General features: G+C 60.8%; 21 protein-coding genes and 3 tRNA genes. 5 read left to right on the top strand and 19 right to left on the bottom strand.

Going from position 1 to position 21659, the window contains the following annotated elements; translation table 11 throughout:
- Positions 1-11 precede the first annotated feature (11 nt).
- Together betC and AC2ISB_RS09340 are read left to right on the top strand one after the other, a co-directional pair.
- Entirely contained in the window at positions 12-1520 is a 1509-nt protein-coding gene (gene betC, locus AC2ISB_RS09345) for a choline-sulfatase (protein WP_486574790.1), read from the top strand.
- Positions 1521-1626: 106 nt separating this feature from the next.
- Positions 1627-2457 (top strand): alpha/beta fold hydrolase, encoded by an 831-nt coding sequence (locus AC2ISB_RS09340; RefSeq protein WP_486574788.1) that lies wholly within the window; start codon positions 1627-1629, stop codon positions 2455-2457.
- Positions 2458-2674: 217 nt separating this feature from the next.
- On the opposite strand, the gene AC2ISB_RS09335 is transcribed toward AC2ISB_RS09340, so the two are convergent.
- On the bottom strand, positions 2675-3100 hold the full coding sequence (locus AC2ISB_RS09335; RefSeq protein WP_339107944.1) for a DUF1810 domain-containing protein: 426 nt from the start codon (positions 3098-3100) through the stop codon (positions 2675-2677).
- Positions 3100-4014: an FAD-dependent thymidylate synthase gene (gene thyX / locus AC2ISB_RS09330; protein ID WP_339107943.1), complete on the bottom strand. Its 915-nt coding sequence runs from the start codon at positions 4012-4014 to the stop codon at positions 3100-3102. The genes AC2ISB_RS09335 and thyX overlap by 1 nt, the downstream gene beginning before the upstream one ends.
- A 189-nt stretch (positions 4015-4203) precedes the next feature.
- On the opposite strand from thyX, the gene AC2ISB_RS09325 reads away from it, so the two are divergent.
- Complete coding sequence (locus AC2ISB_RS09325) at positions 4204-4638, top strand: VOC family protein (protein WP_486574785.1); 435 nt, start codon at positions 4204-4206, stop codon at positions 4636-4638.
- Between the two features lie 99 nt (positions 4639-4737).
- Here the strand turns inward: AC2ISB_RS09325 and AC2ISB_RS09320 are convergent, their stop codons facing one another.
- From AC2ISB_RS09320 to ftrA, 3 genes are all read right to left on the bottom strand, one after another.
- The gene (locus tag AC2ISB_RS09320) at positions 4738-5259 is read right to left on the bottom strand and encodes a hypothetical protein (protein ID WP_486574783.1); all 522 of its coding nucleotides are present in this window, start codon (positions 5257-5259) and stop codon (positions 4738-4740) included.
- Positions 5260-5376: 117 nt separating this feature from the next.
- Positions 5377-6066: an aminoacyl-tRNA hydrolase gene (pth, locus tag AC2ISB_RS09315; RefSeq protein ID WP_406736175.1), complete on the bottom strand. Its 690-nt coding sequence runs from the start codon at positions 6064-6066 to the stop codon at positions 5377-5379.
- 119 nt (positions 6067-6185) lie between these two features.
- Positions 6186-7196 (bottom strand): transcriptional regulator FtrA, encoded by a 1011-nt coding sequence (gene ftrA / locus AC2ISB_RS09310; RefSeq protein ID WP_486574782.1) that lies wholly within the window; start codon positions 7194-7196, stop codon positions 6186-6188.
- Between the two features lie 65 nt (positions 7197-7261).
- Here ftrA and AC2ISB_RS09305 point away from each other — a divergent pair, with 65 nt between their 5' ends.
- A complete protein-coding gene (locus AC2ISB_RS09305; RefSeq protein WP_486574781.1) occupies positions 7262-7657 on the top strand; it encodes a rhodanese-like domain-containing protein in 396 nt (131 codons plus the stop codon).
- Positions 7658-7729: 72 nt separating this feature from the next.
- Here AC2ISB_RS09305 and AC2ISB_RS09300 read toward each other — a convergent pair whose 3' ends face one another.
- The 3 genes from AC2ISB_RS09300 to trpA form a co-directional block, all read right to left on the bottom strand.
- Positions 7730-8353 carry a 50S ribosomal protein L25/general stress protein Ctc gene (locus AC2ISB_RS09300; protein WP_406736178.1) on the bottom strand — a complete coding sequence of 208 codons (624 nt, stop codon included), beginning with the start codon at positions 8351-8353 and terminating at the stop codon, positions 7730-7732.
- A gap of 109 nt (positions 8354-8462) precedes the next feature.
- Positions 8463-9626 carry an alpha-hydroxy acid oxidase gene (locus AC2ISB_RS09295; protein ID WP_339107936.1) on the bottom strand — a complete coding sequence of 388 codons (1164 nt, stop codon included), beginning with the start codon at positions 9624-9626 and terminating at the stop codon, positions 8463-8465.
- A 395-nt stretch (positions 9627-10021) separates the two neighbouring features.
- Positions 10022-10819: a tryptophan synthase subunit alpha gene (trpA, locus tag AC2ISB_RS09290; RefSeq protein ID WP_339107935.1), complete on the bottom strand. Its 798-nt coding sequence runs from the start codon at positions 10817-10819 to the stop codon at positions 10022-10024.
- A gap of 163 nt (positions 10820-10982) precedes the next feature.
- Between trpA and ychF the strand changes: the two genes are divergently transcribed.
- On the top strand, positions 10983-12080 hold the full coding sequence (ychF, locus tag AC2ISB_RS09285) for a redox-regulated ATPase YchF (RefSeq protein WP_339107934.1): 1098 nt from the start codon (positions 10983-10985) through the stop codon (positions 12078-12080).
- Positions 12081-12341: 261 nt separating this feature from the next.
- Here ychF and AC2ISB_RS09280 read toward each other — a convergent pair whose 3' ends face one another.
- From AC2ISB_RS09280 to AC2ISB_RS09230, 11 genes are all read right to left on the bottom strand, one after another.
- Positions 12342-12893 carry a metal-binding protein ZinT gene (locus tag AC2ISB_RS09280; RefSeq protein ID WP_486576784.1) on the bottom strand — a complete coding sequence of 184 codons (552 nt, stop codon included), beginning with the start codon at positions 12891-12893 and terminating at the stop codon, positions 12342-12344.
- A gap of 205 nt (positions 12894-13098) precedes the next feature.
- Positions 13099-13173, bottom strand: a tRNA-Glu gene (locus tag AC2ISB_RS09275).
- 25 nt (positions 13174-13198) lie between these two features.
- A tRNA-Glu gene (locus AC2ISB_RS09270) sits at positions 13199-13273 on the bottom strand.
- A 25-nt stretch (positions 13274-13298) separates the two neighbouring features.
- Positions 13299-13373: transfer RNA gene (locus tag AC2ISB_RS09265), tRNA-Glu, on the bottom strand.
- A 116-nt stretch (positions 13374-13489) separates the two neighbouring features.
- Positions 13490-15244, bottom strand: coding sequence for a single-stranded-DNA-specific exonuclease RecJ (gene recJ / locus AC2ISB_RS09260; protein WP_486574780.1), 1755 nt, complete (start codon positions 15242-15244; stop codon positions 13490-13492).
- A gap of 109 nt (positions 15245-15353) precedes the next feature.
- Positions 15354-16325: a class II fructose-bisphosphatase gene (gene glpX, locus AC2ISB_RS09255; RefSeq protein ID WP_339107931.1), complete on the bottom strand. Its 972-nt coding sequence runs from the start codon at positions 16323-16325 to the stop codon at positions 15354-15356.
- Between the two features lie 337 nt (positions 16326-16662).
- Positions 16663-17967, bottom strand: a complete 1305-nt coding sequence (locus AC2ISB_RS09250; RefSeq protein WP_406721155.1) for a homoserine dehydrogenase — start codon at positions 17965-17967, stop codon at positions 16663-16665.
- A gap of 128 nt (positions 17968-18095) precedes the next feature.
- The gene (locus tag AC2ISB_RS09245; protein ID WP_339107929.1) at positions 18096-18341 is read right to left on the bottom strand and encodes a hypothetical protein; all 246 of its coding nucleotides are present in this window, start codon (positions 18339-18341) and stop codon (positions 18096-18098) included.
- Between the two features lie 127 nt (positions 18342-18468).
- Complete coding sequence (locus tag AC2ISB_RS09240; RefSeq protein ID WP_339107928.1) at positions 18469-19131, bottom strand: TadE/TadG family type IV pilus assembly protein; 663 nt, start codon at positions 19129-19131, stop codon at positions 18469-18471.
- The gene (locus AC2ISB_RS09235) at positions 19128-19703 is read right to left on the bottom strand and encodes a TadE/TadG family type IV pilus assembly protein (protein WP_339107927.1); all 576 of its coding nucleotides are present in this window, start codon (positions 19701-19703) and stop codon (positions 19128-19130) included. The genes AC2ISB_RS09240 and AC2ISB_RS09235 overlap by 4 nt, the downstream gene beginning before the upstream one ends.
- A 17-nt stretch (positions 19704-19720) precedes the next feature.
- Positions 19721-21520 carry a pilus assembly protein TadG-related protein gene (locus AC2ISB_RS09230; RefSeq protein ID WP_406721153.1) on the bottom strand — a complete coding sequence of 600 codons (1800 nt, stop codon included), beginning with the start codon at positions 21518-21520 and terminating at the stop codon, positions 19721-19723.
- Positions 21521-21659: the final 139 nt, after the last annotated feature.

Here is a 21659-nt window from a genome sequence, read left to right as displayed (position 1 = left end):
TGGCCCCCGCGATGTCGCAACCGAATATCCTGATCTTTATGGTGGATCAGCTCAACGGCACCCTGTTCCCCGATGGTCCGGCAGAGTGGCTGCATGCGCCGAATCTCAAGAAGCTGGCGGCACGGTCGGTGCGCTTTGCCAATGCCTATACGGGCTCGCCGCTTTGCGCTCCGGGGCGGGCGGCCTTCATGTCGGGGCAGCTGCCCAGCTCGACGGGGGTGTATGACAATGCCGCCGAGTTCCGCTCCGATATCCCGACCTTCGCGCATCACCTGCGTCGGGCAGGCTATCAGACCTGTCTTTCAGGCAAGATGCATTTCGTGGGGCCTGACCAGCTGCATGGGTTCGAGAGCCGCCTGACCACCGATATCTACCCCGCCGATTTCGGCTGGACGCCGGATTACCGCAAGCCGGGCGAGCGGATCGACTGGTGGTATCACAATATGGGCTCGGTCACCGGCGCAGGCGTGGGCGAGATCTCTAACCAGCTGGAATATGACGACAATGTCGCCCATGAGGCGAAGATGAAGGTCTATGATCTGGCGCGCGGGTTGGACAACCGCCCGTGGATGCTGACCGTCAGCATGACCCATCCGCATGACCCTTACGTGGCGCGCAAGAAATACTGGGATCTCTATGAGGATTGCGAGCATCTGATGCCCACGGTCCCCGATATGGGCTATGACAATCAGGACAACCACTCCAAGCGCATCTTTGACGCCAATGACTGGCGCAATTTCAACATCACCCAAGAGGATATCCGCGACAGCCGCCGCGCCTATTTCGCCAATATCTCGTATTGCGACGATAAGATCGGCGAGATCATGGAGGCGCTGGAAAGCACCGGCCAAGAGGCGATCATCCTCTTTGTCTCGGATCATGGCGATATGCTGGGCGAGCGCGGGTTGTGGTTCAAGATGAACTTCTACGAGGGCTCGGCGCGGGTGCCATTGATGATGGCGGCCAGCGGGGTCGCGCCGCGTCTGGTCGAGACGCCTGTCTCCACCATCGATGTGACGCCGACGCTGTGCGATCTGGCAGGGATCGACCTGCAGGAAATCGCGCCTTGGCTGGATGGCGAAAGCCTGCTGGCCTTGGCCAAAGGCGGCACGCGCGAGACGGCGGTGAAGATGGAATATGCCGCCGAAGGGTCCTACGCGCCGCTCGTCAGCCTGCGGCAGGGAGATTACAAGCTGAACCTGTGTAAGCTGGACCCCGACCAGTTTTTCCATCTGGGGGCTGATCCGCATGAACTGGTGAACCTAGCAGGTGACCCCGCCCATTCGCAGGCCTATCACGCGATGAAAGCCGAGGCCGAGGCGCGCTGGGATCTGGACCGCTATGATGCGGATGTGCGGGCCTCGCAGGCGCGGCGCTGGGTGGTCTATGATGCGCTGCGTCAGGGCGGCTATTATCCGTGGGATTACCAGCCGCTGAAGGATGCCTCCGAGGCCTATATGCGCAATCACATGGACCTCAATGTGCTGGAATCCAACAAGCGCTTCCCGCGCGGCGACTAGGCGTCTGAAGCCAACGTGAAGGCGAAGGGGCGGCGGACCGCCCCTTTTTCATGGCGCTCGGGGCGCGCAGGCCTATCCTGAGCATAGGACATAGGAGGATTTCCCGATGACGCAATTCTTTACCGCCGCCGATGGTGCGAAACTGGCCTATCGTGACGAGGGGCAGGGGGTGCCGGTGCTGGCGCTCTCGGGGCTGACCCGCAATATGGCCGATTTCGACTATGTGGCGCCCTATCTGCTGGACATGGGCGTGCGGTTGATCCGCATGGATTACCGCGGGCGCGGGCAGTCGGAGTTTACGGGGGCTGCTACCTATACCGTGCCGCAAGAGGGGGCCGATGCGCTGGCGCTTCTGGACCATCTGGGGTTGGAGAAGGCGGCGATTCTGGGCACCTCGCGCGGGGGGCTGATTGCGATGTATCTGGCGGCTGTTGCGCATGACCGGCTGCTGGGGGCCTGCCTGAATGACGTGGGGCCAAAGCTTGAAACGGCGGGGCTGAATGCGATTTTCGACTATCTCGGGCGCAATCCTGCTGCGAAGACCTATGATGCTATGGCCGCGCGTCTGCCCGATCTGATGGTGGGCTTTGCAAATGTTCCCGCCAGCCGCTGGGCGCAGGAGGTGCGTCACCATTATCTGGAAACCCCCGAAGGCCTGCGCCTGCGTTACGACCCTGCGTTGCGCGAGCCTTTCCTGAAGGACTTCAAAGGTGATCTGCCCGAGGCTTGGCCGTTCTTCGAAGCTTTCGCAGAGCTGCCGCTTTGTCTGATTCGCGGAGCGAATTCGGTGCTATTGAGCGCGCAGACCGCAGCAAAAATGCAGCAGCTCAGGCCGGATATGATCTTCGCGGAAGTCGCGGATCGGGCGCATATTCCGTTTCTGGACGAGCCAAAATCGCTTGCGGCGCTATCAACATGGGTTGCCAAGCTGGCTTAACGTAACCCTGATAAGTAACTGAAAATTAAGCATTTTAATTGTTTTAATTTTACAAAACTTGTTTGCAGATGCTAAAACAAACATGCCTCGGAAATATATCGGGGCGGCGGCGGAGGCAATGTTTCAAGTGTTAACGAGTAACGCCTCCGCCGTGTGTCACGAGTAGACCGGTATATGTGTATTTAGCCAGTGCAGGGGAAGATATCGCCCCTGAAGGTTAAAGCTGCTCGAGCGTGCGAGGGCAGCGGCTGCCATTGTAAAAAGTGACAAGAACACGAGTGAATATGGCACCGCTGTCCGACTTTGCGTCGGTTTCAGCCATTTCGAACAGCGTCATGCAGGAGCGTAACTTGCGCGCATCGACCGTTCCCAGAATGTCGTCTATATCTTTTTCTGGATGTTGTAGCACGGCTTTGCAAGCGGCGCTGAGCCGTGTTTGCAAAGTCTGGTTGTCCAGATAGGCGCGGGCTTCCGACATATCGGCCAACCCGAATTCCTTTGATCGCGGCGATATGCCCAGACTGGCCAGTTGCGGAAAAATCCACCACATCCAGTGGCCGCGCTTGCGACCGGCCTGCAATTCCGAAAGCGCGACCGGAAAGTCGCGCTCCTGTTCTTTCAGAAAGCGTTCAAGCCCCGCCATCAGCCCCAGATGGCTTCGAATTCGCGCCATTCGCCTTTGGACATGCCCGAAGTCTCGGCGGTGACGGTTTCGCCCGCAAGGCGGCGCTTGAGCACCTCGACCGCGCGGCCTGACAGGTTGACCCCGCCCAGACGGTAATCCTCGAAGGCCTCATAGGCGGCAGGCACCCAGTCCTTGACGATATCGCACATGGTCTCGGCATAGACGCGGATCTCATATTGCGCATGGGCATCGGCACGCAGGCGCAGGAAGTGGAAGAGATTGTGCAGGTCTACCTTCCAATACCATTGGGTATAGATATTGGTGGGCAGGTTCATCCGCGCCAATTCGCGCGCCAGCCCCTGTTTGCCGGCGTCCTCATCGGCGGTCAGCATGTCCTCATAGTGGTCGTAGGACCGCATCGCATCCTCGCGCAGCATGTCCAGCACGCGTGCTGCCTCGGCGCCTTGCAGAACCGCGCCACGGCCCTGATGGTTGACGGTGGATTGCGCCGCCAGCTGGTCAGGCTCGGGGATATAGAACTCGCGGTCGAGGATCGAATAGCGCGCCGAATATTCATTCACATTGGCGGTGCGGTGGCGGATCCACTGGCGGGCGACAAAGACCGGCAGCTTCACATGGAACTTCACTTCGCACATCTCGAAGGGGGTCGAGTGCCAGTGGCGCATCAGATAGCGGATCAGCCCGCGGTCATCCGAGACCTTCTTGGTGCCACGGCCATAGCTGACGCGCGCGGCCTGCGTGATAGCATTATCATCGCCCATATAGTCGATGACGCGGATCAGCCCGTGATCGAGCACCGGATGCGCGGTATACAGGCGCTCTTCCATCCCCGGCGAGACCGCGCGGCGGGTCGGCTGCGACAGCGCGCGCTGTTCCTCGATATCGGCAAGCTGTTCGGGGGTAAGCGTCATGGCGGTCTCCGGTCTCTGGGTTATCTCTCCATTGGCGCGCCGGACCGCAGAATCGTCCGAGGCGCCAAATCTTTCTCCTGTTACGCGGAAAGGAAGAATTGGCCAAGTGCCTAGGGCCGACGACGCACGGACAAGTCTTGTCGTCGCAAGTTCATAAGCTAGGTTGCGCATGAACGAAAGGAGCCTGCGATGAAGGTCGAATATCTACACACGATGGTCCGCGTGCTGGATCTGGAAAAGACGATCGGGTTTTTCAAACTTCTGGGTCTGATCGAGCGCCGCCGTGTCGAAAATGACAAGGGCCGCTTCACGCTGGTCTTCATGTGCCCGCCGGGCCAAGAAGATGGCCGTGCCGATGTCGAGCTGACGTGGAACTGGGATGGTGATAGCGGTCTGCCCTCGGACAGCCGCCACTTCGGGCATCTGGCCTATCGGGTCGAGAATATCTACGACATCTGTGCCAAGCTGCAAGAGGCGGGCATCACGATCAACCGCCCGCCGCGCGACGGCCATATGGCCTTTGTGCGCTCGCCCGATAATGTGTCGATCGAGCTGCTACAAATGGGCGATGCCCTCGCCCCCGCCGAGCCTTGGGCCAGCATGGAAAACACGGGTCATTGGTGAGGTGATCCTTTGGCAAGCTCTGCCTTTTTGGCAGGGCTTGTCAGTCCGCATCGCGCGTCAGAAGGTCACTGTGGCGGCTGTCGTAGATACCCATAGCCACTAGCTGTCTGGCGTATCGGCCGTGTCGGCTGCGCTGCACACCGCTGTGATGGGTGGTGCCGACAATCTGGTCACACAATGCTCTGCTGCCGAGAACAGCGTTACGTAGCCAACAGAGAGGGCACCAGCGGCTTCGTATAAGGCGATATGAGACTGTGCGACCGGCGTAGAACTGGTCGAGAACTCGTTCTTTAGCTGCTGCTCTGTTTTTAATGCGCCTGTTCCCAAGGCTCGGGAAACAACGGTAAGCTCAGTTGCAAGGCTGGTTACGAAGGGTCGTGCATCTGCCGCAGTATAAATTTTATGCCGCGCATTTAGCAAAGCCTCGACATGCCGTGCTGCATCCGACACGAGGCCGATTGCTTCAGATGTACGCGCAGCCCTCATGGCTGATATCCATGCAGCCGCGCCGGCTATCAGCGTAGCCCCTGCGCCGATGAAGGTTGCCCATTGAGAGAAGAGTTCTGAGCGGAAATGACTATCGGCCAGCGCATAGGTGGTGATGGCCAGCAAAAAAGCCAATCAGAAGTCCGCTGACAAAGGGCGGGGTGTCTTTTAAGGCTTTGAAAAAATGCACTTGGAGCGATCCTTTTTTCTAACCGCTCCGAGCATAGATCAACGGCAGTCCTTGTCTGAGGACTATCTCCCGAACTTGTCTTTCAGCTTTTCCAGCGGCGAGCGGGTGTCTTCCGGCGCGGCGGCAGGTTTGGCGGGGCGCTCGGTCTGGATCTTTTCGGGGCGTGTGCCCGTTGAACTGCGGGGGGGCGCGGTGCGCAGGCTGACGGCGTTGAGGAATTTCTGCCCGTCGCCCGAGGCTAGAGCTGTGGCGCCGTCCGAGAGGCCGCGCATCAGGTCATCCAGCATCTGCTCTTCGGATTTGGCAAAATCGGCCAGCACATAGCCCGCCACGCGGTCTTTATGGCCCGGGTGGCCGATGCCCAGCCGCACGCGCTGGTAATCGGGCGAGAGATGCGCATGGATCGAGCGCAGCCCGTTATGGCCCGCATGGCCTCCGCCCTGTTTTAAACGGCATTTGCCCGGCGCGAGGTCGAGTTCATCATGGAAAACCGTCAGATCCGCCACGGTGAATTTGTAGAAATCGGCTGCCGCGCGGACCGACTGGCCGGAATTGTTCATGAAGGTCTCGGGCTTGAGCAGCACGATACGCTCGGAGCCCAAGCGGCCCTCGCTGATCTGGCCTTGGAATTTGGATTTCCACGGGCCGAAGCCGTGGTCTTCAGCGATGCGGTCAAGCGCCATGAAGCCGATGTTATGTCGGGTTCCGGCATATTTCGCACCGGGATTTCCGAGGCCTACCCAGAGTTGCATATGTTCTGTCCTTCGGTTCATGCGGCCCGTTGCCGTGAGGGGCTGGGGGCTCTGCCCCCTCTGGCGCGGTGCCCGCGCCATTCACCCCCGGGATATTTCGGGCAGCTGGAAAATTAGCGTCAGGCGCTTTCTATCTGGCCGAAGCGCTGACGCCAAGTGGCAGGGGCCACGCCATAGCGTTTGCGGAAGTGGTGGCGCAGGAGCGCGGCGGAGCCGAAGCCGCAGCTCTCGGCGATCTGGTCGATGCTTGGGGTGGGGGCTTCGAGGAGGAGGGCGGCCTGTCTGAGACGCTCTTCGTTGAGGAAGCGGATCGGGGTGGTGCCTGTGGCGTCGAGAAAGCGCCTGAGGAAAGTGCGCTCGCTCATGGCGCAGGCGTTGGCGAGGCTGCTGATGGTGGGGGTATGGGTGAGGTTCTGGCGCAGCCGGTCCAGCAGGGGCGCGATCCTGTCGGCCTCAGTGGCGCGCGGGACAGGGCGGGGCAGGAACTGGTTCTGCCCGCCATCGCGATGGGAGGCGATGACGAGGCGGCGGGCGACCGAATTGGCGGCCTCCGCGCCGAAATCCTGCCGTACGATATGCAGCCCCAGATCCAGCCCCGCCGCCGAGCCCGCAGAGGTATAAAGCGGGGCATCATCGGTATAGAGATTGTCGGCCCGCAGGGTGACATCCGGATAGCGGGCCGCAAAATCTTTGGCATAGCGCCAGTGGGTGGTGGCGCTGTGGCCGTCGAGCAGCCCCGTCTGGGCCAGCACAAAAGCGCCCGAACAGATCGTGGCAATCCGCGCTCCGCGCGCATGGGCTGCAATCAGCGCGGCTGTCAGTGCGGGCGGGGCGGGGGTATGCGCGCCGCGCCAGCCGGGGATGACAATCAGGCCTGCCTCCTCCAGCAGTTCCAGCCCGCCATCGGTACTGACACTCAGCCCGCCATGCGCGCGGAGCGGGCCCGGCTCGATCGCCGCTGTGCGGAACCGGTACCAATGCGGGCCCATCTCGGGACGCGGGAGGCCGAAAATCTCGGCGGTGACACCGAATTCGAAGGTGCATAGCCCGTCATAGATCAGCGCCACGACACGGTTATTGGCGATCGGCTGCAAAGGCAGAAGTGGCAGGATATTGTCTTGCGTTGTCATTCCGCCATCTTACGCGATGGGGCAGGGTCTGGCAATCTGGCCTTATCGAGAAAAGGAGTTTCGAAATGAATGCTGTTCTGTCCCGCCCGCCTGTTGCTGCCGCCGATGTCGTGGCGCTGCTGGAACCCCAATGCGCGCTGCATACCGATTGCCATGATGTGCACGACGCCGATGGCGGCTTCGTTCTGTTGCATGTGATGGGGACGCCGGACACCTATGCCCGCCGCCATATCCCGAACGCGGTGTTCATGCCGCATCGCATGATCACGGCAGAGCGGCTGGCTGACTGGCCGCAAGACACCCTTTTTGTGGTCTATTGCTCTGGTCCGCATTGCAATGCAGCCGAGCAGGCGGCGCTGGCGATTGCGCGGCTCGGGCGGCCCGTGAAGATCATGCTGGGCGGCTTGATGGGCTGGGAATATGAGGGGCTTGCCTTTGCGGGCGAGGCGGCGCTGGCCTGATCTCCTTCTCTTGCAATGCAAAACGCGGAGCCATTGGCCCCGCGTTCCGTCAGACAGAGGTCTGCGCGCAGATTATTCAGCTGCGGCTTCGCCTTCGGCTTCTTCTTCGTCGTCACCACCGCCAAGGCCTTTGGGCGCTGCGATGTTTGCGATGACGAAGTCGCGGTCGATGGTCGGTTTCGCGCCATTGGGCAGCGAGACTTCGGAGATGTGGATCACGTCGCCGATTTTCTTGCCGGTCAGATCGACAACGATCTGCTCGGGGATATCACCGGCCAGAACTTCCAGCTCGACTTCCTGACGCACGATGGTCAGAACGCCACCGCGCTTGAGGCCCGGTGCGGCTTCGTGGTTCACGAACTCGACATGCACGAAGAGTGCGATGCGCGAGTTGCGGTGGGTGCGCATGAAGTCGACGTGGGTCGGCAGGTCTTTGACGACGTCTTTTTGAACGCCGCGGCAGATCACGCGGACGTCTTCCTGACCTTCGACCTTCAGGTTGAACAGGGTCGACAGGAAGCGGCCTTTGCGCAGACGGGTCAGAAGCGGGTTGAACTCGAGGTTCAGTGCCAGCGGTTCTTTACCATCGCCGTAAACGATTGCAGGTACTTTGCCCTCACGACGTGCTGCGCGAGCGGCCCCCTTGCCCGTCCCCGAACGCACGACGGCTTCGATCGTTTCGATCTCTTTTGCCATTTTGCTATCTCCGAATATGGAATGTAAAAGGGCCGCCTCCAAGGGTGCGACCCATGAGCGCCTGCCATTAGGCGAGAATCCCCTTTATGGCAAGCCCAAAACGGCCGTCTCAGGCGTATTCGTCCAGGAAGCCCGTGGGCAGAAGCACGTTGTGACGCCCCAGATCATGCACGTTCTTCTCGCCGCACAGGGCCATGGTGATATCCAGCTCTTTGCGGATGATCTCCAGCGCCGTGGCCACGCCCTGCTCGCCCATCGCGCCCAGACCATGAATGAAGGCGCGGCCGATGAAGGTGGAATTGGCCCCCAAGGCCAGAGCCTTGAGCACATCCTGCCCCGAACGGATGCCGCTATCCATAAAGATTTCCATCTCCGGCCCTACGGCCTCGCGGATCTTCGGCAGCATACGGATGGCGCTCAGCGCCCCGTCCAGCTGACGCCCGCCATGGTTCGACACGATCATCGCATCGGCCCCGAAATCGCGTGCCAGTCGGGCATCATCCTCATCAAGGATCCCCTTCAGGATCAGCTTGCCGCCCCATTGGTCACGAATGCGGGCGATTTTTGACCAGTCGAGCTTGGGGTCGAACTGCTCGGCGGTCCAGCTGCCAAGGCTCGAGGCATCGCTCACGCCCTTCGCATGGCCCACGATATTGCCGAAGAAGCGCCGCTTGGTCTGCAGCATCTCGAAGCCCCATTGCCATTTTGTGGCCAGATCCAGCAGAACGGGCAGGGTCAGTTTCGGCGGGGCGGTCAGACCGTTTTTCAGATCCTTGTGCCGCTGGCCGAGGATCTGGAGATCCAGCGTCAGCACCAGCGCACTACAGCCCGCCTTTTTGGCGCGCTCCAGCGTGGCATCCACGAAGTCTTCGTCCTTCATCACATAAAGCTGGAACCAGAACGGATCGGTCGTATGGGCGGCCACATCCTCGATCGAGCAGATCGACATCGTCGACAATGTGAAGGGGACGCCGGCCTTTTCCGCTGCCCGGGCCGCCTTGATCTCGCCATCGGCGCGCTGCATCCCCGTTAGCCCGACAGGGGCCAGGGCGACAGGCATCGCGACATCGCGCCCGATCATTTTGGTCGCGGTCGAGCGCCCCTCCATATCTACGGCCACTTTCTGGCGCAGACGGATCTTCTGGAAATCGGTGGTGTTCTCGCGAAACGTCTGCTCGGTATAGGAGCCGCTCTCGGCATAATCGTAAAACATCTTCGGCGTGCGGCGTTTGTGAAGACGTTTAAGATCGTCGATGCAAGTGATAACGGCCATAGAAAACACTCCGAAAGTTAATTTTGTTCATGGCTTAGCAATGCCGCTCGGAGATGGCAATTGAACAATGCTGCATGGCAGAGATGTTGCGAAAGGGGGCTGTCTGCCCCCTTCTTGCGGCTGAAGCCGCAATTCATCCCCCGAGGATATTTCGGGCAGCTGGAAACATTAGGGTAAATTTAAGACTATTGTTTCAAAGTTGAGAGGCGGAACAGGCGGGGACGCCGATGGCCGTGCAGATGGACAGACGGGAGGCGCATGGGATTGCACCGCCGATGTATCAATGAGGCGGCCGATACGCCCATGCGTCTTTCCTGTTTTCCAGCTGCCTGAAATATCCCGGGGGAGGCGCCGTCAGGCGCTGGGGGCAGAGCCCCCTTTTCCGACGCGATGGATCAGGCGGAATGGGCACCCGCAGCAAGCGCTGCGACAAATGTTGCGATGTCTTCTGTGCCTTTGCCCGCGGCAACTTCCTTGACAATAGCTGAACCGACCACACAGCCGTCTGCAATAGCGGCAATGTCGCGGGCTGCATCGGGGGTGTTGATGCCAAAGCCCACGATCACCGGCAGATCGGTCGAGGCCTTGATGCGGGCCACTTCGGGGGCTACGTCGCGCGGTTGGGCTGCCGCGGCACCGGTGATGCCGGTAACCGATACGTAATAGACAAAGCCGGAGGTGTTCTGCAGCACTTTGGGCAGGCGCTTCGCGTCAGTTGTGGGGGTGGCCAAACGGATGAAGTTGATTCCGGCTTTCTGCGCCGGAATGCACAGCTCTTCATCTTCTTCGGGCGGCAGGTCCACGACGATCAATCCGTCAATTCCTGCCGCTTTGGCGTCGATCAGGAACTTGTCCACGCCGCGCGAATAGATCGGGTTGTAATAGCCCATCATCACAATCGGGGTGGTATCATCGGTTTTGCGGAATTCCGTTGCCATATCCAGCGTTTTCTGCAGCGTCATGCCGCCATCCAGCGCGCGTTGGCCGGCAAGCTGGATGGTGGCCCCATCCGCCATCGGATCGGTGAAGGGCATGCCCAGTTCGATAATATCCACGCCGGCGGCGGGCAGGGCTTTCATGACCTCGAGAGAGTGTGCCACATCTGGGTCGCCGCCCATGATATACGCGACAAAGGCTTTCTTCCCTTCGGCTTTCAGGGCCGCGAACTTGGTATCGATGCGGGTGGTGGTCATGACATGCTCCCTAAGCTTTGCGCCTCTTTTCGCGCAAGGCGCGGGGCTTGTCTAGCGCCCGCAAGGCCGGATTGCCTTCAAGCGCGGGTCAATCTTGCATGAAATGCGCCTGCGCTTTACTAGGGGGCGAGAATTTCAGGACCGTTTTGCCAAGGAGAGCGTGATGGGCTTCAAGATGGGTATCGTGGGTCTGCCGAATGTCGGCAAGTCGACCCTGTTCAACGCGCTGACCAAGACGGCAGCGGCGCAGGCGGCGAATTTTCCGTTCTGCACGATCGAACCGAATGTGGGCGAGGTCGCAGTTCCCGATCCGCGTCTCGATAAGCTGGCTGAGATCGCGGGGTCGAAAGAGATCATCCCGACTCGTATGACCTTTGTCGATATCGCGGGTCTGGTGAAGGGCGCGTCCAAAGGGGAAGGTCTGGGCAACCAGTTTCTGGCCAATATCCGCGAGACCGATGCCATTGCGCAGGTGCTGCGCTGTTTCGAGGATGACGATGTGACCCATGTCGACGGTCGCATCGATCCGGTGGCCGATGCGGAGACCATCGAGACGGAGTTGATGATCGCCGATCTCGAGTCGATCGAGAAGCGTCTGGCCAATCTTGTGCGCAAGATCCGCGGTGGCGATAAGGAAGCGAAAGAGCAGGAGAAACTGCTGCTGGCCGCGAAAGAGGCGCTGGAGGCGGGCCGTCCGGCACGCACGGTGCAGGTTTCGGAAGACGACCAGAAAGCGTGGCGCATGCTGCAGCTATTGACCTCGAAGCCGATCCTCTATGTCTGCAACGTGGAAGAAAGCTCGGCCTCCACCGGCAATTCTCTTTCAGCCAAAGTGGCCGAGATGGCGGCGGCGCAGGGCGCGGGCACGGTGGTGATTTCGGCCAAGATCGAGGAAGAGATCAGCCAGCTCGAGGCCGAGGAAGCCGAGATGTTCTTGGGCGAAATGGGGCTTGAGGAAGCGGGTCTCGACCGTCTGATCCGCGCAGGCTACGAGTTGCTGGGGTTGCAGACCTATTTCACCGTTGGGCCGAAAGAGGCGCGTGCATGGACGATTCCGCAGGGCACGCTAGCGCCGCAGGCGGCAGGCGTGATCCACGGCGATTTCGAGCGTGGTTTCATCCGTGCCGAGACCATTGCCTTTGATGACTATGTCGCGGGCAAAGGCGAGGCGGGGGCCAAGGAGGCTGGCAAGTTCCGCGTCGAGGGCAAGACCTACGAGGTCAAGGACGGCGACGTTCTGCATTTCCTTTTCAACGCCTGAGTGAAGTGCGCTGGCGGTCGGGCGATCGTCCTTGTGAAATCACCCGCGTAATTTTGCCCTCGGGGGGGGTCGGCTGCCACTTGGCGGGTCTTGCTCTGTCATCGCTGGCGAAGCTATCGGTTTCGGGTGAACCAGAAAACGCCGCTCCGGTTGGGGCGGCGTTTTGCATGAAGGCGATCTGTGTTGGCCATGCCCGCCTGAGGGCCATTGGTCCGTGCTGGGGGCAGAAAGAGAAGGCCGGAGATGTTCCGGCCCTTTGGTTCAATGGGCCAGCATATCCTGCACGATCTGCGCACCGCTGAGCGCGGTGGGATAGTAGGTCGGCCAATTTGTCAGCTCCTTGAGGACGCTGGCGCGGTCATTGCCCCAGAACAGATGGAAATGGACCGCGTTCTGCGGTGCAATGGCATGGTCGGAAAACTGGATGTAGTCAGGGGCTTGCATATCACCTGCGGCTTTCTTGAAGATGAAGCGCACACCGCGATTGCCCTTTGCATAGGTCAGGGTTTCATGCCCATCGGCGCGATAGGTGCCGCTATAGGACGAGGAGCCGGTATGGAAGGTCACGGTGTCGCCCTTGATATCAATTTGTTCGACGTCGGTCTTATAGCCTGTATCGTAATAGGCGCGGTACTCGGCGGCGGATTTATCTCCGCTTTCGGCTTTATGGGCAATGACGGGATCCAGTGTGCCATCCTTGAGATAGGGGTAAACCGATTGCCAGCTTCCGTCCCAGTCCGAAAGGTTGCGATCTGCAATTTGCGAATCCTCGAAATAGCCATGATAAATATCATCCGAGGCATGGGTATGCATATGGCTCTCGGCGGCGGCTGTATGGGCAAGGCCCAAGGCGAAGATGCCAGTGAGGGCGAGGCGGAAGAGGGTCATGAAAAGCTCCGTTGGTCAATATTTTGCAATGTAATTACATTACTAAAATTTGACGTAAGGATCCGCAATGTGCAAATAGTGCCAAGGCGTGCTTTGCTAATGTTTTCATGGTGGTGAGAGTGAAATGCGCTGGCAGCCCGTAGGGGAATCGAACCCCTCTTTCCAGGTTGAAAACCTGGCGTCCTAACCGATAGACGAACGGGCCACTCTGGCGTGTTCGGCGGTGTCAGTGGCAGCCCGTAGGGGAATCGAACCCCTCTTTCCAGGTTGAAAACCTGGCGTCCTAACCGATAGACGAACGGGCCATTTCTGACACGCCTGCGTTGCAAGTGGCAGCCCGTAGGGGAATCGAACCCCTCTTTCCAGGTTGAAAACCTGGCGTCCTAACCGATAGACGAACGGGCCATGCTTGCGGCGTGGGGCGGTAGATAGTCGAGGTTTCTTCGCCGCGCAAGAGGTTTTTTCACGATATTCTCACCTGTCGTAGCGCGCGGGGAAAACACCCATGAAAATATGCGCTTTCAAAGGGTTTCAATAGCGGGTGCGGCGTCCTCCAGCCGCAGTTGAACCTTGCTTCTGCCGCCCCAGGTGTTGATTTCCAGTCGGCCGGCCAGATGGAATCGTGTCGCCCCCGGCTTGGCAAGGGCCGGACCGATGGCGCTATCAAAGGCCCCGAAGGCGATGGCATCGCGTTTCTGGCCCAGACCATCCCCGAAAGAGAATCGCAGATGCGATTCGCCAACCTGACGCGCGCCGGTAATTTCCATCGCGGGGAAGGCAAAACGCGGGGCAGGGGCGCCCTGACCGAAGGGGCCGGCCTGTTCGATCTGCTCGATCAGGTCGGTTGTGGCCGCACCGGGCATCAGCAGCGTGTCGATGCGCAGATCACGCGGCCCACCGGCCCCCGCGCCCTGCTTGGCCAACAGCTCTGCCAGACGCTCCATCGCGGCCTCCAGCTTGCCTTCCTCGACCGTCAGACCTGCGGCCATTTTATGCCCGCCGCCTTTCAGCAACAGCCCCTCGGCGGCCACACGCTGGATAGAGGCACCAAGGTCCACCCCGTTGACCGAGCGCGCCGAGCCCTTGCCGATGCCCTTATCCAGCCCGATCACCACGGCGGGGCGGTTGGTGGCCTCTTTCAGGCGGGCGGCGACAATGCCCACCACGCCCGGATGCCAGCCCTCGCCTGCGGCCCAGACCAGAGGCGCATCCAGCCCGCGGTCTTCCGCCTGTTTCAATGCGGCCTCGCGGACGCGGTTCTCGATGTCGCGGCGGTCGGTGTTGAGCTGGTCAAGCCGGTCGGCCAGCGCCTGCGCCTCGGCCTCGTCGGTGGTCGATAGAAGACGCGCGCCCAGATCGGCGGCACCGATCCGCCCGCCCGCATTCAGCCGTGGCCCCAGCAGGAAACCCAAGTGATAGGCATTGGGCGCCTGATCCATACGTGAGACATCCGCCAAGGCGCGCAGTCCCACACGGTCGCGCCGCCCCATCACCTTCAGCCCCTGCCGCACCAAGGCGCGGTTGCAGCCGATCAGCGGCGCCACATCGGCCACCGTGGCCAGTGCCACCAGATCCAGCATGGCGATCAGGTCCGGCCCCTTCAGGCCCTCGCCGCGCATCAGCCGGTTCACATCGACCAGCATCAGGAACACCACCGAGGCCGCACAGAGATGTGCCAGATCCTTGGTCTCGTCCTGCCGGTTGGGGTTCACGCAGGCCACGCAATCGGGCAGGGTCTCACCGCCCAAGTGGTGGTCAAGGATAATCACATCCGCGCCCTTGGCGGCTGCGACCGGCTCGTGCGAAAGCGTGCCGCAATCGACGCAGATGATCAGGTCATGATCGCGCGCAAGGGCCTCCATCGCGGGTACGTTCGGGCCATAGCCCTCGTCGATCCGGTCGGGGATATACAGCGTCGGGTCCAGCCCCATCTGCCGCAGCCAGACCAGCAGCAGGGCGGCAGAAGAGCCGCCATCCACGTCGTAATCGGCAAAGATGGCGATGCGCTCGCGGGCCTTCACCGCGGCCAGAAAGCGGGCCGAGGCTTTCTCCATATCCAGCATCTCGCGCGGATCGGGCAGCAGGTCGCGCAGGGTGGGCTCAAGGAAGCTTGCGGCCTCCATCGGCGGCACGCCACGGGCCACAAGAATACGGGCAAGGGGATGGGGCAGGCGGGTTTCCTGCACCATGGCTTCGGTCAGCCGATCGGATTCGGGGCCGGGGCCCACCCAATGGCGATTGGTCAGGGATTGTTCGACATTCAGAAAGGCGCTCATGGCGGCAGTCCTAGCCAAAAGGGGCGCGCGCCGCCAGAAGAAACCGGCAGGCCCGGGGGATCGCCGCCTTGGCAAAGTAAAACGGCCCCCTGAGGGGCCGTCTGTGGGGTTACTTGCGCTTGGTGGGGTTGCGATAGATCATCCGGCGCACGGAGCCGGTTTTCGAACGCATCAGCACCGTTTCGGTTTCGATGTAATCGGGCTCGCGCTTGACGCCCTTCACGATCGAGCCATTGGTCACGCCGGTCATCGCGACGATCACATCCGAGGTGACAAGCTCGTCACGCGAATAGATCTTGTCGAGATCGGTGATGCCTGCCTTGGCCGCGCGGCCCTTCTCGTCGTCATTGCGGAACAGCAGCTTGCCCCACATCTGGCCGCCCATGCATTTCAGGGCCGATGCCGCCAGAACGCCCTCGGGCGCGCCGCCGGACCCCATATACATGTCGATGCCGGTGGCCTCGGCTTCGGCGCAATGGATGACACCTGCCACATCGCCATCGGTGATCAGGCGGATCGCCGCGCCGGTCGAGCGGACTTCCTTGATCATCTCCTGATGACGCTCGCGGTCGAGAATGCAGACGGTGATATCGCGGGGGGTGACGCCTTGCGCCTTGGCCAGCGCGTTCACCCGCTCGGCGGGGGACATCTCGAGCGAGACCACGTCTTTCTCGTATCCCGGACCGATGGCGAGCTTTTCCATATAGACGTCGGGCGCATGCAGTAGCGTGCCGCGCGGCGCCATCGCGATGACGGTCAGCGCGTTGGGCATGTCGAGCGCGGTCAGCGTGGTGCCTTCCAGCGGGTCAAGCGCGATATCCACAGCGGGGCCTTGGCCGGTGCCGACTTCCTCGCCGATATACAGCATGGGCGCTTCGTCGCGCTCGCCTTCGCCGATCACGACCACGCCTTTGATGTCGAGCATGTTCAACTGCTCGCGCATCGCATTCACGGCGGCTTGGTCGGCGGCTTTCTCGTCGCCACGACCGATCAGGTCGGCGCTGGCATGGGCGGCCGCTTCAGACACACGGGCCAAGCCCAGCGAAAGCATACGGTCATTGAAATCTACGGGAGTGTTCATTTCTTGTCCTGTTTCTTGCGCGTATTCGCGCAGTGCAAATGGGCCAGCGCCAAGAAAACCCGTTCCGGCAGGTAGGGCAACCCCCGTGATCGCTAACAGAAGAAAGTTAATTCAGGGACTTGGCGGTTTTTTGCAGGTCGAATGTTTTGTGACGCTGCGACGGGCCATATTGCTTCAAGGATGGGCCGAAGAGAATCGTCGGACCGGTTGCTCCGGGCAAGAGACCGAACGCAGGAGACTGGGCGCAGGAAACTGGGCGCAGGAGACTTGCGCAGGGGGGGACGCAAAAGGGCGGGATCGCCCCGCCCTTGTTACGCCCTGTTTTAGAGGATGTCTTTCAGAGATCTTCGATACGCAGCGCCACGGGGTCGCCCTGAACCACGCCGGTTTGCGGGAAGGTGGCGATGGCGTGCTCGATTGCATCGCTGGTGGTCTTATGGGTGACAATCAGCACCGGAGCGGCGCTGTCGGCATGGCCATATTGACGCATCCGCGAAATCGAGATGCCTGCATTGCCCAGAGCCTGCGCAACCTTGGCCAGTGCGCCGGGTTTGTCGGACAGGTTGATGCGCAGATAATAGGAGGCGGGCGCGGTGGCGACCGCTGCGGTGGCCTCGGTCAGTTGCGAGGCCGGAATGCCGAAGGTGGACAGGCGCAGGCCCCGCGCGATATCGGCGACATCGCCCATGACGGCGCTGGCGGTTGGGCCTTCGCCCGCACCCGCCCCGCGCAGCACGATCTGGCCGACGCTATCGCCTTCGACGACAACCATATTGGTGCCACCGCTCAGTTGCCCCAAGGGCGAGGTCGCGGGCACAAGGCAGGGGGTCATCCGCTGTTCCAGCCCGCGACCGGTCATTTGCGCCACGCCCAACAACTTGATCTTATAGCCCATGTCCCCCGCGCGACGGATGTCGTCGATAGAGATGCGACCGATGCCTTCCAGTTGCACATCATGGAAAGCGACTTTTGTGCCGAAGGCGATCGAGGCCAGCAGCGACAGTTTATGGCCCGCATCGATGCCCCCGACATCAAGGTTGGGATCGGCTTCCAGATAGCCCAGCTGGCGCGCCTCTTCGAAAACGGTCGCATAGGGCAGGCCCGCGTCTTCCATCCGCGTCAGGATGTAGTTGCAGGTGCCGTTCATGACGCCCATCACACGGCGGATCTGGTTGCCTGCCATGCTTTCGGTCAGGGCCTTGATACAGGGAATGCCACCCGCCACCGCGGCCTCGAAACGGATCACGCGGCCAAGGCTTTCGGCCATCTCGGCCAGCGCCTGACCGTGATGGGCCAGCAGGGATTTGTTGGCGGTCACGACATCCTTGCCGCTGGCCAGCGCGGCCTCGGTGGCATCTTTGGCCACGCCTTCATGGCCGCCCATCAATTCGACGAAGACATCGATATCCTCGCGCTTGGCCAGATCGACGGCGTCGCTCTCCCATGCATAGCCGGACAGATCCGCATCGCGGTTCTTGTTGCGGTCTCTTGCGCAGACGGCGGTGATTTCCACCTTGCGGCCGGTGCGGGCGGCCAGCAGGTCTGCATGGCGCTGGACGATTTTGACCACGCCGATGCCCACTGTGCCAAGGCCGGCAATGCCTAGACGAAGAGCGGGGCCGGTCGAGCGTTGTGCGGACATGAGATACCTCATCGGGATTGGTCTGAGTTGTGGTCTGTTAGCCGGAAATCCCCCTTGGTGCAACGCGCATCCGGTTCTGGGGCATCCGGTTGGCGCAGGCGGCGGGGAGGCTTTGGCGCAGGGGGCGCTTAATTGGTGCCCTGCGACGTGCCGTCTGTGGGTTCTGCGCGCAGGGCTGCGGCCTTGGCGCGCAGGGCGGCGGCGCGGGACTCCAGCGTGCTGGTGCCCGCGTAATCCGGTTCGCTTGTGTCGTTAAGAAGTTGATCGAGCGGCAGAAGTTCGGGGTATCCGCCTTCCATCATCGGGCCGCCGCCACAAGCTGCAAGCGTCGCGCAAAGCAACGGGACCAGAGCGAGGCAGGGCAGATGTCGCATCGATTCTCCTTTCGACGGGGCAGGGCAGACCATAGGCAGGCGCGGATTGCTTGACCAGCCCGTTTGCATGGCCTCCGGCGATCTGCGCGGCCTGTGGCCTTGGGGGAGGGGCTGGGGCGCGCAGGCGTCAGGAGGACGGGTCCCACTGGATGGGGGTGCCACGACGTCGGGTCACGACGAAATTGCCGATTGGAATGCCGTCTTTGGTTTGTGCCATGCCGACCTTTACGGCATCCGAGCTGCCATTGCCGCCCGGCAATAACAGTGTGAGATTGCCGATATTGAACGGAGGACGGTAGCGGTAGAGTGTTTCCACGATCACCGCCGTATCGCCCGCTCCCATGATCGGGATGCGGTCGGCCTCGTTATCCAGTGAGGCCTGTGTTTGCGCTTTCAGCCCGCCCGTGGCAGGCACAGGATACGAGCCGATCAGGGTGGCTTTTTTCGTGACCCCGTCGCAGTTGTCCGTATCCTGGGCGGTTGTGTGGCATTCGATCAGGGTGACCCGCATCATGGTCTGCCCGTCGAAGCTTTTGCGGGCGGCGAAATCATAGACCTTCTTCATGCCGGCCAGATAGCTGGGGCCGATGGCCGAACGTTCGCGCGACAGAATATCGGCCACGGCATAGGCGGCACGCGATACCTCGCCTTTTTTGCGGAAGGCGTCGTAGAACTGGAAGGCCAGAAAGATCCACACGGTCAGGATCAGATAGGCGAAGATCGCTTCGATCGGGATCGAGCCGTCTTCATCGCGGTGCATCTTGTGCAGGGACAGGCGCAGAGGGGTCATTGCTGGATCGGTTCGTTGGCAAAGACGGTGGTCGAGATGAGATTGAGTTCGCCGTCATCATCCTTGGCCAGCATTGCCCATCGCAGCAGGCCTGCGGCAGAGGCGGACATGATCGTGTCGCTGACAAGGGCGGGCACTTTCAGGCAGGCGCGCATCAGCATGATCTGGTTATCCGTGCCTTTTTGCAGCACGGGTTCCGCATCAAGGGCCTTGCCGTCACTATAGTCGTGGCAAAGGGCCTGTCTGTTCCAGTTCGGCGCGGTCCATGTGCTGCGGTCTACAGCCACCATCTCGATGGTCAGCTGGTTCATGCAGTTTTTGATAAAGCCGATATTGCGGCACATATTGCTTTTGATCTGGTTCTGCGTCGGAAAAAGGGTGCCATAGGTTTGCAGCCTGAGGTTACGCGCGGTGATTTCCAGCCCGCGATCAAGCATGGTCTGCTTGCTCTGCAAGACGAAGATCTGGGCCGCAGCGACCACGAAGATCAGGAAAAAGGGCAGCATGATGACCGCCGCCACCGTTCCGGCACCGGTATCGTCACGAAAGAACTTGCGTAGGAAAGAGGTCATGACGCGCCTTGCGGTTTCTAGTTTGTCAGCCGGAGCGAGTTGATCGAGGCGGCGATCTTCGAGAAGGCATTGGTCAGCTCGTCCGAGGTGATGTCGTAATAGAACCCGTCCCCCGAAGAGCAGGATTTCAGCACTGCGGCCCCGTCCGAGGGCGCATCGACCGCGAGTGTATAGATCAGGATGTCATTGGCCTTGGCCGCCGTGCAGACCGCATCAAGGGCGGCATCCTTTTCATGCTGGTCATCGGTGATATTGCTGTAGGTCGCGGCCCGTTCAGATTGCTCCGAGAAGAGTTCGTAGATCTCCTTGCTCGATTTATTGGCCCCCAGCGCATCGTAGAGCGGTTTCATGAATGTCTTGATGACATATTCATGCGGCACGCTGTTCCGGCTCCAGACGGTGCTCCATGCAATCTGGCGCAAGGTGCCGGGGCTATTGGTGGCCGACCACTGGCCGCTATAGGGAGAGCCCGATTTGCGATACCATTGCGAGCCGTATTTGTAATACCAGTAACGGTCGGAATACCGGTAATAGAGATTGGCGTCGATCGCGGTCATATTGGCAAAGAGCGCGTTATAGGAGTTCTGGTCCGTGCCGAAGGCGGTCGAGGACGCGGTGGAATAGAAGAAAGATCCGCCGGAGCGATAGGCCGATTTGATACTGTAAGAGCCGGTATTCTGGCCATCGGTCATCAGCACCATCACCTTGATCGCGCGGTCATTCGAGGCCTTCGACCCTGTCAGATCATACGCGTAGGGGCGGGCGGACAGGTCGGAGCTGACCGCGCCCTTGTTGATCAGGCTGTTGACAATGGGTTTGGCGGCAGGGTCCAGCAGCGCCAGCCCCCAACGGGCCCCGACATCGATTGCCGTATCGCCACCAGCCTGCAAGCCGGAGATCTTGTTCTTGATGGCCGTTTGCGAATTCGAGAATGGCAGCACGGTGGCATAGCTGTTTTGCGGGCAGTTCAGGACGCTGATTTCGTCGCTGATATACCGGTCGTCGTTATATTGGCGCGTGTAATCGAAACTGTCGCCATACATCGTGCGCTGGATGGGCGTGGTGGGGCTGATGGCGATGCTGGAGCTGGGCAGCAGGAAAACATCGCCACAGGTGGTCTGGGTCTGGTCGGTCGAGAGGTTGAACTCGTCGGCAAGCGTGCTGCCCAGCACCACTTGCTGGTTATAGGGGATGATCGAAATCGAGAGCCTGCCCGCTGGAGCGGAGGCCGGCTGAACCTTGGTGAACATCAGGTCGACAAAGGTCGAGGCGCTGCTGCGCAAGGCCGAGATACGGGTGGTGTTCCGGCCCACCGAAGTGCCCATAGACCCGGAGACGTCCAGCACCATCGAGACTTCGACATTGCCAATCGCCTCGGTGGCTTGGCTTGAAATATGGGTGGATAGCGTCTTGATGCCGATCTGGCTGAGCTTGCCCATGAAGCTGGTATCCATCGTATCGACCGCATCGATACGGACCTGACGCCATTCGCCCCATGTGCCCTGTTCAACGGTGACGGTGGTGTCCAGCCCGTCAAGTCCGGCCTTCTTGAGATAGTCCTCGACCACCAGTTTCGGATCCAGATCCTGGCTGAGCGAGGCCGCCGCCAGAGAGGCGCGGTCGAGAGCGGCCAGAATTTCCGTGCGCCGTGCCTCGAACCGCATGAAATCCAGTGCGACGCCGGACAGCACCAGCAGCACGGTCAGCAGCACGATGGTCATGGGGAGGATGGCGCCGGTTTCATCGTGATGCAGGCGCAGGGGCCGCCGCAGGCTCCGACGGGCGAGACCGGTCAGACAGGGGCGGCGATGGGCCATAAGCAAACTCCGGAAACTGGAACAGGGACTGCCGGTCAGCAGCAAACATTCACAAGTTCTTAATCTTTAAGCTGCGGCGAAATTGGGGCAATTCTCGGGCGGGATTGGTGCGTATGGAAAAGATGGCCTGAAATGATTG

The sequence above is a fragment of the Thioclava sp. NS-SX20 genome (genome assembly GCF_057380695.1).
Note: the sequence above shows the minus strand (reverse complement) of the source record. Positions and strands in the feature narration are given on the sequence as shown.